The organism is Gephyromycinifex aptenodytis (assembly GCF_012277275.1).
In the GTDB taxonomy this organism is placed as follows: Bacteria; Actinomycetota; Actinomycetes; order Actinomycetales; family Dermatophilaceae; genus Gephyromycinifex; species Gephyromycinifex aptenodytis.
Window position 1 is genome coordinate 965,807 of record NZ_CP051155.1, and the last position, 12,532, is coordinate 978,338.

A 12,532-nucleotide genomic window follows, 5' to 3' on the forward strand; every position below is an offset into this window, starting at 1 on the left:
TACCCAGGCCACGACGGCAGGGCCGACCCGCGGCGTGCGAACTGGGCCACCGCCTGAGCTCATCCTGGCGTCTGGGCCAACCGCGGGCGCGGGGCGGCAGGTCTGGCCGTCGCCCGCCTTAGGGTGGCGTGAGTGAAGCTCTATGCAGAGGTCGCTGAGCAATACTCAGACTTCGCCGCTTATGCCGCCGATTCCCGCTGCTTTCGTGACTGGGCTTCGCGAGCGGCCACGGACCAGGCGCTACTGGGCTGGATCGGCAGACTTCCGGCGATCAAACAGCAACCCAACCTGGTGTTTGCCGCTGCCCGATGGCACGGGGTTCCCGCACCCGGCCCGTACGAGAACCTTCGCGAGGCACTGCTGTGCGATGACGGCAGCATCCGCGACACGATCCTGCGCCGTTCCACCCAGACCAACGAAGTGGGGCGACTCGCGACCCTGGCGCCGGTGTTTGCTCGGATCGCCAGGAAGAGCGGGCCGCTGAGTCTGGTCGAGGCCGGGGCCAGCGCCGGACTGTGCCTCTACCCCGACCGTTACCGGTACCGGTATGAGTTCGTGCAGCCGCAGCGCAGCGAACTGTGGCCGGTCGGCGACGGCCCGATCCTGGACGCGCGCGCCAAGGGTGCGTTTTCGGTCCCGACTCACTCCTTCGAAGTCTCCTGGCGGGGTGGGATCGATCTGTCCCCGCTGGATGTCGACGACGACGACGCGATGGCGTGGCTGGAGACGCTGGTCTGGCCCGAGCAGCACGAACGCCGAGCGCGGCTGCGTCAAGCGGTGCAGATCGCCCGCCAGGAACCGGCGCGGATCCAGCGCGGCGACATCCTCACCGACCTTCCGTCCCTGATCGACCAGGCGGCCCCCCACGGCCAGGTCGTCGTCTTTCACAGTGCGGTCGTGGCCTACCTGGAACCGGCGGCGCGGGAACGCTTCGATGAACTGATGCGCGACCTCGTGGCGGCGGGAGCATGCCGGTGGGTGAGCAACGAAGGCAAGAACGTTCTGCCCTCGATCACCCGAACCGGTCCGTCGATCCCGGAAAACCATCCCACGTTCGTCCTCGGCCTGGACGGGGTGGCCTGCGCCTGGACCCACGGGCACGGCTCTTCGCTGCGCTGGCTGGACTAGCGGGCAGGGCGGAGTTGGCCCCCGGCTCCAGCTCGGTGGGCGGAGCGCTCAGCGCTGCAGCACGCGACTGAAAGCCCCCTGCGCGACGAGGTCCTCCACCGCTTCCAGTTCGGGGGCGAGGAAGGTGTCTGGTCCGGGTGCCCCCAACGGCCCGAGCAACTCCAGCACGGCCTGGCCCACCGGGCCTGGTTCCAGCGGAGCTCGAAGCTGCAAAGCCCTTCCGGCGGTGAGCAGTTCGATAGCCAACACCCGGCGCAGGCCCACCACACCAGAACGCAGTTTGCGGGCCGAATGCCAACCCATCGAGACGTGATCCTCTTGCATGGCCGAGCTGGGGATGGAGTCCACCGAGGCCGGCACGGCCAGGCGCTTGAGGTCGGAGACGATCCCGGCCTGGGTGTACTGGGCGATCATGAACCCCGAATCGGTACCCGGGTCTTGGGCCAGGAAAGGCGGCAGACCGTAAGAGCGTTTCGCGTCGAGCATGCGGTCGGTGCGGCGTTCGGCCATCGAGGCTACGTCGGCCACCGGAATCGCCAGGTAGTCCAGTACGTGCGCCACCGGTGCACCGTGGAAGTTGCCGTTGCTGCTGATCCGTCCGTCAGACAGGACGACGGGGTTGTCGACCGCCGCCGCCAACTCGCGGGAGGCGACGAGTTGCGCATGCTCGATGGTGTCCCGCAGCGAACCGGTCACCTGTGGCGCGCAGCGCAGCGAGTACGCATCCTGCACGCGGGTGTCGCCGCCGCGATGCGAGGCGACGATCGCCGAGTCTGCGAGCGCGGCGAGCATCCGTTCGGCCGAGCGGGCCTGACCGGGGTGGGGGCGCAACGGTTCGTGCAGCTCCGGCAGGAACACCTGGTCGGTGCCCAGCAGCGCCTCGACCGACATGGCGGCGCTGATGTCGGCGGTGTCGGCCAACATCTGCAGATCTGCGCATGCCAGCAGCAACATGCCCAGCATCCCGTCGGTGCCGTTGATGAGGGCCAGTCCTTCTTTCTCGGCCAGTTCCACCGGCTCGATACCCGCTTGTGCTAGCAGTTCCGGCACGGGCTGTTCCCTGCCATCCGGGCCGTGGGCGCGCCCTTCGCCCATCAGCACCAGCGCGCAATGTGCGAGCGGGGCGAGGTCCCCGGAGCAACCCAGCGAGCCGAATTCGTGCACGCACGGCGTGATCCCTGCGTTGAGCACGTCCAGCAGCGTATGCACGGTCGAGGGCCGGATGCCGGTGTGCCCGGAAGCCAGTGTCTTGGCCCGCAGGAACATCAACGCGCGCACGACCTCACGCTCGACCAGTGGTCCCATCCCTGCCGCGTGGGAACGCACCAGTGAACGCTGCAGGTGAGCGCGTTTCTCCGGCGGGATGTGCACGTTGGCCAGCGCCCCGAATCCGGTCGAGATGCCGTAGACCGGTACCTCGGAGGCGGCAAGAGCATCGACGTGGGCCCGCACGCTCCGCAGGTGTTCCAACGCCTCGGGGGCGAGTTCGACGGGTGCGTCATGCCTGGCGACGGCCAGGACTTCGGCGGCGGTGACGCCGCTGGAACGCAGGATGACGGGGGTCGAGATCGGGGGCAAGATGTGCTCCTGTTTCGGGTCGGCAACGGTCGGGGGCGCCGGCCGAGGGGTCAAGCGGGACGATGCGGTTACAAGACGGGGGCGATGACTTGCTGACCTGCCCGCCATACCGCCCAGGTCAGGGGCATACCGGGCCGGTAGGCGAGGTGGATCGCCGCCGGTGCGTCCAGCACGTGCAGGTCGGCACGGTTTCCCACAGCGATGGAGCCGACCGCGGGCGCCTGTGTAGTGCTGACCTCGCGGCGCAGCGCGCGAGCTCCGCCCCAGGTCGCCGCTCGGACTGCTTCGCTGATCGACAACCCCATCTGCAGCACCGCGGTGCCGACGCAGAAGTTCATCGACGTGGTGTAGCTCGTACCGGGATTGCAGTTCGAGGCGATCGCCAGGGTCGCTCCGGCGTCCAGCAGTTCGCGCGCCGGCGCTAGTGGCGCGCGGGTGGACAGGTCGCAGGCCGGCAGCACGGTGGCCACCGTCTCGGAGGCCGCGAGTGCCTCGATATCGGCCCCGGAGAGGAAGTTGACGTGATCGACGCTGGCCGCGCCGACCTCGACCGCGAGCGCCACCCCACCGGAGTCTCCGAGCTGGTTGCCGTGCACCCGCAGCCCCAGCCCGGCTTGGGCGCAGGCGAGCATCACGCGGCGGGATTGATCGGGGTCGAAGGCACCCTCCTCGCAGAACACATCAGCCCAGCGCACGTACGGGCGAACGGCGGTGAGCATCGGCCCGCAGACCAGGTCGAGATACTCCTGCGGATCGGCCCCCTGCGGCACGAGGTGGGCGCCGAGGAAAGTCACCTCATCCACGGCCTCTGCCGCGATCCGGGCGGCACGTTCCTCCTGCTCGACGGTGAGGCCGTACCCGGTTTTGGTCTCCAGGTAGGTCGTTCCGCCCGCGACTGCTTCGCGCACCCGGTCCATCACCAGGGCGCGTAGCGCGTCATCGTCCACCGCGCGGGTTGCGCTCGTGGTCACCCCGATCCCGCCCGCTGCGTAGCTCTGACCGGCCATCCGGGCCGCGAATTCGCTGGAGCGGTCACCGGCGAAGACGAGGTGGGTGTGGGAATCCACCCAACCGGGCAGCACCGCCCGACCGCTCAGCAGCGTCGCTCGGTCGGCCGAGGGCGCCTGCGAGGCGGGCCCGATCCAGGCGATGCGCTGATCCTCGATGACGAGCGCCGCGTCGGTCAGGGTGTGCTCCTGGCCCCGCTCGGGGTCACAGGTCAGCAGTTCCCCGATCCCGGTGAGGAGTTCGCTGGCCATCAGATGCCCTTCATCGGCACCCGGACGCCGCGATCGCGGGCTACCTCGAGCGCCCGGTCGTAACCAGCGTCGGCGTGACGGATGACGCCCATCCCGGGGTCGTTGGTCAGCAGCCGCGACAGCTTCTCGGCTGCGAGGTCGGAGCCGTCCGCGACACCGACCTGACCGGCGTGGATGGAGCGGCCGATGCCGACGCCGCCCCCGTGGTGCACGGAGACCCAGGTCGCTCCCGAGCTGGCCGCCAGCAGGCCGTTGAGCAGCGGCCAGTCTGCGATTGCGTCGGAGCCGTCCGCCATCGCCTCGGTCTCTCGGTAAGGGGAGGCAACCGATCCGGAGTCGAGGTGGTCGCGTCCGATGACGATGGGAGCCGAGACCTTGCCTTGGCGCACCAGCTCGTTGAACAACAGGCCAGCCTGATGCCGCTCGCCGTACCCCAGCCAGCAGATCCGGGCGGGCAGGCCCTCGAACTCGACGTACTCCGCGGCGGCGTTCAACCAGCGGTGCAAATGCTCGTTCTGCGGGAAGAGTTCCTTGAGCGCAGCGTCGGTGACTTCGATGTCGTGGGGGTCCCCAGACAGCGCAACCCAGCGGAAGGGGCCGAGCCCTTCACAGAACAGGGGCCGGATATAGGCCGGGACGAAACCGGGGAACTCGAAGGCGCGGGTGTAACCGGCTTGGCGGGCTTCATCCCGGATGGAGTTGCCGTAGTCGAAGACTTCGGCACCGGCGTCCTGGAACTCCACCATGGCCTGCACCTGCGCTGCCATCGACTCGCGGGCCTTCTTGGTGAAGCCCACCGGGTCAGCGGCTGCTTCGGCCTCCCAGTCCTGCAGGAGAATCTCTGCCGGGAGGTAGGACAACGGGTCATGAGCGCTTGTCTGGTCGGTGACGATGTCAACCCTGATCTCGCCTGCGCGGTGGCGGCGCAGCATCTCCGGGAAGACCTCCGCTGCGTTGCCGACCAGCCCGACCGAAAGCGCTTTGCCGGCTTCGCGTGCCTGGGTGAGGCGGGTCAGGGCATCATCGAGGTCGACCGTGACCTGGTCCAGATAGCGCTTGGCGACTCGGCGCTCCAGTCGGGACCGGTCGACGTCCACGACCAGCACAGTGCCGCCGTTCAGCGTCACCGCCAAGGGTTGAGCCCCGCCCATCCCGCCGCTGCCACCGGTGAGGGTGAGGGTGCCGGCCAAGGTCGGTTCGTCGATGCGCCCAGCGGCGTGCAGCTTCAGCGCGACGGCGGCGAACGTCTCGTAGGTGCCCTGCAGAATTCCTTGGGTGGCGATGTAGATCCACGAACCGGCCGTCATCTGCCCGTACATGGTCAGACCCTCGGCCTCGAGCCGGCGAAACTCCGGCCAGTTGGCCCAGTCCGGGACCAGGTGGGAGTTGGCGATGAGGACCCGGGGAGCCCACACGTTGGTGCGGAAGACGCCCACCGGCTTGCCAGACTGGACCAGCAGTGTCTCGTCCTCAGCCAGCTCCGTGAGCGTGGCAATGATGGCGTCGAAGGCTTCCCAGGACCGCACGGCGCGACCGGTGCCACCGTAGACGACCAGGTCATCGGGCCGCTCGGCCACTTCTGGGTCGAGGTTGTTGCACAGCATTCGCAGGGGCGCCTCGGTCTGCCAGCTCTTGGCGGTCAGCTGGATACCTCGGGGGGCGCGCACGGGTCGGGCTCCGGGCAGTGCCATGACGGGGCTCCTTTCGCAGGGGTTCGCCTCCCATGGGAACCCGCCGGAGGCCTGGGCGTCAGCCCCTTGAGCGGCACCGGTGTCTGAGATCCCAGACAGTGAGTCTCCGGCCTAGGGTCATGATTGCGCGGCCTGCTTGCTTGCTGCGCGCGGACACCCCGATTCGCACCCCGGGTACCCCCGCCGGCGCGGCACGGTCCGCGCAGGCTTTGGTCAGCCGGTTCGGATTCGGGCGGTGAGCTGCTCGGCGACCGTAGCGAGTTCCTGTGCCAGCAGCGGATGCTCCTGCGTGCTGACCCGCCGGTCTTCGAAGGTCAGGGCGATCGCCGCGGTCGGCCAGCCGAGATGGTCGTGCACCGCGACCGCCACCGAGGACAATCCCTCGGTGACGTCACCGGACTCCACGGCCCACCCGCGCCGGCGCACACCTGCGAGTTCTCGGCGCAGCCGGCTCGGGTTCCAGGCGCTGCCCGAGGCCGACGGGAAGGAGGCCGCGTTGGGGTACAGCGCCCGTATCTGAGCGGGCTGCAACTCCGCCAGGATGGCTCGGCCGCTGGCCGTCAGATGCGCGGGCAGGCGAACCCCGACCTCAGAGACCAGCACCGGCCGCCCGGCCGCCCGCATCTCGATGACGTAGACGACGTCACGCCCCAGCAGCACCGACATGTGGCCGCTTTCACCGACCCGGTCGACTAAAGCTGCCAGCGCCGAACCGGCGATGCGTGCCAGTGGGGCCTGACGCACGTAGGCCGAGGACAGCTCCGAGGCCACCGGACCGATGCCGTACAGCTTCTCCTCGGCCAGGTGCACGACGAAGCCGGCTTCGACCATCGCCGCCAACAGGTGGTAGACGCTGGAACGCGGCAATTCCAGGGCAGTGGCGATCGACATCGCCGTCACCGGTCCTCGCCGACCGGCAAGGTGGCGCAGGATCCGGAGAGTGTTGGTTGCGGCGGGCACTTTGGACATGTACCGATGATGCGTTCTGAGGCGCGCCGAGATCCCGTAGTGACCTGCGGGCATCTTCAAGCCGCAGCTCAGGAAGCAAGGAATCCGGGCAGAATCACCGCTCGGCGCACCCGATCGGGGCCTAGAGTCACGAGTGTGACGCGCACAGGTGAGGCAACCATGTGGACCGGGCGTAACGACGGGGACGGGCCGGAGCACCGGCGCTGGCACCAACAGGTCCGCCCGTACTCGGATTCGTCCTCGTTGCAGCCGGGGGTGGCCCTCGTCGGGTTCGCCAGCGATGAGGGCGTGCGGCGAAATGGTGGTCGACCGGGAGCCGCAGCCGGTCCTGATGCATTGCGCGCAGCCCTGGCCCCGCTCGCGCTGCACACCGATGTTCCTATCGGCGATGCCGGCACCGTCACGGTATGCGGTAGGGATCTGGAAGGCGGCCAGGACGCGTTGGGCAACCGGGTCGCCGAGCTGCTGGACCAGAACGCCCTGGTTATCGTGCTGGGCGGCGGACACGAGACGGCGTGGGGTTCCTACCTGGGCCGCACCCGATCCACCGCGCTGGGGTCGGCGCGCGTCGGCGTCCTCAACCTCGATGCGCACTTCGATCTGCGCTCGGCGCCGGCGCCCAGTTCAGGGACGCCGTTCCTGCAGATGGCCCAGGCCGACGCAGCCGCGGCGCGCGACTTCCGCTACACCGTGCTGGGCATCGCCGAACCATCCAACACCCGTGTGCTGTTCGAGACGGCGCGCCGACTCGGGGTCACCCACCTGCTCGACGAACAGTGCACGCCTACGCACCTGCCCGAGGTCCTGGCCGAGGTCGACCGGCTCATCGACGGCGTCGATGCGGTGCATCTATCCATCGACTTGGATGTGCTCCCGGCCGCAACCGCACCGGGGGTCAGCGCCCCGGCCGGTTATGGCGTTCCGATGCAGACCCTGGACGCGGTGTGCGCCCATGTGGCGGCCAGTGGTGCGCTGGCCCTGGTGGATGTCGTCGAGCTCTGCCCCGCCCTGGACCTTGATGGGCGAACCGCTCGGGCAGCAGCACGCCTCATCTCCACCATCGTGCGCAACCTCCCATGAGCCGCAGCGCTGACAGAGCTTGACGGTGCCGGCTGCCGCGCTGGCGGCCACCGGTGAGCCACCTGGGCGCAAACCCGAGGGTGCCGGCCTGATCCAGGCCAGCACGAGACCAGGCAGGACCGGGCGCGCGCTTGGGGACGGGGCCGCACCCGGCTGCCAGGTCAGACGAACTGCACCCAGTTCGCCTTCTGCCCGACCGGGGCGCGATCGATCAGCGTGAGCGCGCCGTCCTCCTCGATCCGGTACAGCGCCGCCTCAGTGGCGCGCTCCCCCACCACGACAACGTGTTTCTCATCGGGGGCGACGGTGAACCCGCGCGGTTGTTCCAACGTCGAGGTAAGCGAGGTGACGGCACCCAGCCGCCCGTCGTGCAACGCCACGGTTGCCAAGCTGGAGGCCGTACGTTCCGAGGCCAGCAACCACTCACCCGCCAGGTGCACGTCCGCACCCCATCTGAGGTGTTCCTCGCGCGGATCCGCCCCCATCCGGCTGTGCTCCAGGTTGGCGCCCGGGTCATCGATTCGCACCGACTCAGCCCGGGTTAGGGTCCCCTCTGGGGCGACGTCGAAGCGGAAGACCTCCCCGGAGTATTCGGTGATGACATAGGCCTGGCTTCCTCGCACGGCCAGGTGCCGCGGTCCGCTGCCTTCAGGCAACGCCACGGTCGGCTGATCCAACGGGGTCAGCGCCCCGTCCTCCTCCAGTCGGTAGCAGGCGATCAAGTCCTGGCCCAGCGACACCGCATAGACCCGGTCCTCGACCGGCAGCATGCAGTGCAGGTTCTCGAACTCGATCTGCCCCTGCGGCTCGCCCAACACACCCTGCTCGGCCGGCCACACCATGCCGTATCCGCCGCCGTAGGAGGCCCCGATCAGCAGCGAGCCGGAATGTGCCAACGCTAGATAGCTCATCGAGGAGTGGATGGGGCGGCGCGAGATCTCGGTGAGGCAGCCGCTCTCCCGGTCCACATGCATGGTCACCACCCATGGCGGCTCCCCCTTGACCGCCACGTAGACCAGATCACGGTCGTGGTCGAAGGCGAAGGTGTTGCACCCTGGGCCGACCGGGGAGGTGGCGACCGGTTCCAAGGCGGGCCGCTGCGGGTCGAAACGCAGAGTGGTGATGGTGCCGTCGCCAGAGTTCGCCACAAGGATGGTGTTCACTCGGCTAACGCTAAAGGAGAGTCAGGCGCGCCGCCCCTGTAGCAGCGGGAGAAATCCGGTGCCCGGCCGAGCTGTCACGCATCGGCCCCCTGGCGAAAAAGAAGGGGCCCTCACCGTGAGATGAGGGCCCCTGCCTGAAACTGCTTGTGACGCGCCACGGGTGGTGGAGGTGGCGGGAATCGAACCCGCGTCCGCTGACGGAAGACCAGGACTTCTCCGGGTGCAGTGCGCTATGGATTTTCTCGGCCTCAGCGCTCGCACGCACACGTCCGCTGACAGGCCCAGTCGAGCAAAAGTCCCACGCAGCGTCCCGACACCGCTACGCAGCAAGATCTCTAGCTGATGCCAGGCTCTAGGTCGAGATCACACCTAGGCTGACAGACTTCGGGCTCGCTCAGGCGGCGAGGGCGAAGTCGGTGCGCTTGGAATCGGCACCTATTAGTTTGCTGGGAGCGTTAACGAGATAACCCAACATCCTCGACCCGCTTCTCATGATCTGACGATCAACGTCGAAACCGATCACCCCCGTGGTGGAGGCGCGTCACCCTGTGCAGTTGTGATGGGTGCGATCACACCCTCCCGCGGCAACGATCGCCGTGAGCCTCGCAGTGTAGGTGACAACGCATCCGCGGGGCCAACCCATTCCCTGCTCACCGCCGTCGCGTCGAGCCTCGCCCCCGATTAGGAGGCGGGCGCCGACCCGAGCGGCAGTGACCGAAGGTCAGTCGCGCTCGGGCTCAGGGCCGAGGTGGTACTGGCGGCCGTTGACCTCGTCGGGCTCGATCTCCACGTATTGGTATTTCAGCGTGGGCACCCACGGCCGCAGCGGCAGGGAGTCAGCGAACTCGATCTCGGCGCTGGTCTCCAACTTGCGCGCCTGACCGGAAAGCACGACGCTGCGGGCGACGTCATCTTCGATGGTGTCGACCTCGAAGGCCACGCTCTGGTTGATCGTCAGACCGAGCAACTTGCTACCGCCGGCGGTACGGAAGTAGAGGCGACGCCCGGAAGCGCAGTAGTTGATCGGCACGATGTCGGGGTCGCCCGCGACCGCGAAGGCCAGTCGACCCAGGGAGTTCTCTTCCAACAACGCCCAAGCTTCGTCCTCGCTCAGGATGCGCATCTCGTCAGCGTTCTCGGTGACCATGGGTCTCCTCTCAAACAGTCGCCGCAATAGGGCGTGAGTCGAACAGCCGGACAGTTGTCCTGTTCACAGCACACCCTACTCGTCGTACCCCTGGCTGGCCTGTGCTGGCAATAGCGAAAACCGTGCCGCGCCTGCAGCGGCCTCAGCGTTGCAACGCGCGACTCATGGCGCGCTCAGCCTCGCGACGGTCCTGACGCTCACGCAGCGCGTGCCGCTTGTCGTATTCCTTCTTACCCTTGGCCAGGGCGATCTCGACCTTGGCGCGGCCGTCTTTGAAGTACAGCTGTAGCGGCACGAGCGTGTGCCCGCTCTCGCGGGTTTTTCCGGCGAGCTTGTCGATCTCCTGGCGGTGCATGAGCAGCTTGCGCTTGCGGCGGGCGGCATGGTTGGTCCAGGTGCCCTGGTGATATTCGGGAATGTGGACGCCTTCGAGCCAGGCTTCCCCACGGTCGATCGAGGCGAACCCGTCGACGAGGGAGGCGCGCCCCATTCGCAGCGACTTCACCTCGGTGCCGGTCAGCACCAGGCCAGCTTCGTAGGTGTCTTCGATGAGGTAGTCGTGGCGCGCCTTACGGTTGCGCGCGACGACGTTGGTGCCCTTCTCCTTGGCCATGTCTCTCATTCCATCCCAGCGGTGTGACCAGCAAGCCTACCGGCGCGCCCGTCGGTGCCAGAACAGCCGTGCGCAGGCTTGGGTACAGCCCGCTCAGATTCTCACGTACCGAGACAGCGCCGCCCAGGAGACCACGAGCGCCACCACCGCCGCGACCAGGAACAGCCACGGCGACAACAGCAGCACGTCGATCTCTCCGACCCAGGCGAAGTCCTGGAATCGGGCCGACAACTCGGAGACCCCGTAGCGGACCGTGGCCCACAGCGCGAGCACGGCCAGGCCCGCCCCCAGCAGGCTGGACAGCAGCACTTCGATGGCGAACGGCAACCCGATGGTGAGCTTGGAGGCACCAACGATGCGTTTGATCGTCACCTCACGCCGCCGGCTCCAGGCCACCTGGCGAATCGTGGTCGAGGTCAGTAGCACCGCGCACAACAGCAGCACCCCGGCCAAACTCAGCGCAATCGTGGTGAGCAGGTTCAGGGCCTTGAAGAGGGGGTCCAAGACTTCACGGATGTCCTTGACCGCCGCCACCCCTGGTGCACCGGTGAAAGCGTCGTAGACGAGTCGGTACTCCCCCGGGTCGTCCAGCTTGACCCGGTAGGCCTCGGGAATCGCGGCTTTGGGGGTGTCGGCGAAGGAAGGGTTGTCCTTGAACTGTTCCTTGAACCGCGCGTACGCCTCGTCCTGGCTCTCGTAGTAGTACTCGGCCACTGGCGGTTTCATCGAGTCCAGCAGGGCAGCTACGGCCTGCCGCTGTTGCGGTGTGACGGCTTTACCGTTGCAGTTGGGCTCGTTGGAGCGCTCCGTGCACAAGAAGATCGAGACCTCGACCTTGTCGTACCAATAGCCCTTGGCCGCCTCGATCTGCCGCTCTGCCAGCAGGCCGGTGCCGAGGAAGAACAGCGACACCGTGGTGACGATGACGATCGACAGCGCCATGGACACGCTGCGCCGCAGCCCCGTGACAACCTCACTGAGGAGAAACCCCGGTCTCATTGCGTCTTCCCTGTCGTCTCGTCGGCCTCGGCTTCGGCTTCGGCTCCGGCTTCAGATTCGGTGCTGGATTCGGTACCGGTGTCGGTATCGGCCGTGAGCCTCGGCTGCGGCGAGCGGTAGCGCGCTTCGCCGCGCGTGACCCCGTACGCGCCGTCCTTCTCATCGCGCACGATCTTGCCTGCGGCCAGCTCGACGACGCGGCGGCGGTGCACGTCGACGATCGCGTCGTTGTGGGTAGCCATCAGCACCGTGGTGCCGTTGGCGTTGATCTCGGCCAGCAACCGGACCAGGTCGAAGCTAGCCGCGGGGTCCAGGTTGCCGGTGGGCTCGTCAGCTAGCAGGAGCGCCGGTTTGCGCACCAGCGCCCTGGCTACGGCGACCCGTTGTTGTTCCCCGCCGGAGAGTTCGTGCGGTCGCCGCCCGGCCAGATCCGCCAGCCCCACCGATTCCAGCGCTGCCGGCACATCGACGCGCACCTGGGCCGGTTTGACGCCCAGCACGTGCAAGACGTAGGCGACGTTCTCGTAGACCGTCTTCTCCGGCAGCAGCCGAAAGTCCTGGAACACCGCGCCGACCTCGCGGCGCAGCTTGGGCACCTGGCGACGCGGCATCCGCATCAGGTCGCGCCCGGCCACTTCAAGACGCCCGGAGGTGGCCTTCTCCTCGCGCAGGGCCAACCGCACCAGGGTCGACTTTCCTGACCCCGAAGGTCCCACGAGGAAGACGAACTCTCCGGCATCCAGGCGCAGGTCGACCCCGTCCAGCGCCGGGCGCGCAGTGTTGCGCCCATACGCCTTGACCACGTTCTCGAAACAGATCATCGGAGCTTTCCTGAAGGGGTGTAAGGCATCGCAACGGTCCCGCAACGCACGGAGCAGTGCTGATGGTTCCGGGCGCGATACGCC

The 12,532-nt window shown here is 67.8% G+C and carries 11 protein-coding genes and 1 other RNA gene; 2 read left to right on the forward strand and 10 right to left on the reverse strand.

Annotation, left to right across the window (positions count from 1 at the left end):
- The first annotated feature begins 132 nt into the window (after positions 1–132).
- Positions 133–1,128: a DUF2332 domain-containing protein gene (locus tag G9V96_RS04070; RefSeq protein WP_168581889.1), complete on the forward strand. Its 996-nt coding sequence runs from the start codon at positions 133–135 to the stop codon at positions 1,126–1,128.
- Positions 1,129–1,176: 48 nt separating this feature from the next.
- Here the strand turns inward: G9V96_RS04070 and hutH are convergent, their stop codons facing one another.
- The 4 genes from hutH to G9V96_RS04090 form a co-directional block, all read right to left on the reverse strand.
- Complete coding sequence (gene hutH / locus G9V96_RS04075) at positions 1,177–2,814, reverse strand: histidine ammonia-lyase (protein WP_168581890.1); 1,638 nt, start codon at positions 2,812–2,814, stop codon at positions 1,177–1,179.
- On the reverse strand, positions 2,775–3,965 hold the full coding sequence (hutI, locus tag G9V96_RS04080; RefSeq protein ID WP_168581891.1) for an imidazolonepropionase: 1,191 nt from the start codon (positions 3,963–3,965) through the stop codon (positions 2,775–2,777). Before hutI ends, hutH begins: the two co-directional genes overlap by 40 nt.
- On the reverse strand, positions 3,965–5,656 hold the full coding sequence (hutU, locus tag G9V96_RS04085; protein WP_168581892.1) for a urocanate hydratase: 1,692 nt from the start codon (positions 5,654–5,656) through the stop codon (positions 3,965–3,967). Before hutU ends, hutI begins: the two co-directional genes overlap by 1 nt.
- 213 nt (positions 5,657–5,869) lie before the next feature.
- Entirely contained in the window at positions 5,870–6,625 is a 756-nt protein-coding gene (locus G9V96_RS04090; protein ID WP_168581893.1) for an IclR family transcriptional regulator, read from the reverse strand.
- Between the two features lie 135 nt (positions 6,626–6,760).
- Here G9V96_RS04090 and hutG point away from each other — a divergent pair, with 135 nt between their 5' ends.
- Complete coding sequence (hutG, locus tag G9V96_RS04095; protein ID WP_404861429.1) at positions 6,761–7,705, forward strand: formimidoylglutamase; 945 nt, start codon at positions 6,761–6,763, stop codon at positions 7,703–7,705.
- Between the two features lie 161 nt (positions 7,706–7,866).
- On the opposite strand, the gene G9V96_RS04100 is transcribed toward hutG, so the two are convergent.
- From G9V96_RS04100 to G9V96_RS04125, 6 genes are all read right to left on the reverse strand, one after another.
- Complete coding sequence (locus tag G9V96_RS04100; protein WP_168581894.1) at positions 7,867–8,868, reverse strand: lactonase family protein; 1,002 nt, start codon at positions 8,866–8,868, stop codon at positions 7,867–7,869.
- Positions 8,869–9,029: 161 nt separating this feature from the next.
- Positions 9,030–9,395, reverse strand: a transfer-messenger RNA (tmRNA) gene (ssrA, locus tag G9V96_RS04105).
- Between the two features lie 194 nt (positions 9,396–9,589).
- Positions 9,590–10,015: a pyridoxamine 5'-phosphate oxidase family protein gene (locus tag G9V96_RS04110; protein ID WP_210424460.1), complete on the reverse strand. Its 426-nt coding sequence runs from the start codon at positions 10,013–10,015 to the stop codon at positions 9,590–9,592.
- A gap of 142 nt (positions 10,016–10,157) precedes the next feature.
- The gene (gene smpB, locus G9V96_RS04115) at positions 10,158–10,628 is read right to left on the reverse strand and encodes an SsrA-binding protein SmpB (protein ID WP_168581895.1); all 471 of its coding nucleotides are present in this window, start codon (positions 10,626–10,628) and stop codon (positions 10,158–10,160) included.
- A gap of 93 nt (positions 10,629–10,721) precedes the next feature.
- A complete protein-coding gene (gene ftsX / locus G9V96_RS04120) occupies positions 10,722–11,627 on the reverse strand; it encodes a permease-like cell division protein FtsX (RefSeq protein WP_168581896.1) in 906 nt (301 codons plus the stop codon).
- Entirely contained in the window at positions 11,624–12,448 is an 825-nt protein-coding gene (locus tag G9V96_RS04125) for a cell division ATP-binding protein FtsE (RefSeq protein ID WP_168581897.1), read from the reverse strand. The genes ftsX and G9V96_RS04125 overlap by 4 nt, the downstream gene beginning before the upstream one ends.
- Positions 12,449–12,532: the final 84 nt, after the last annotated feature.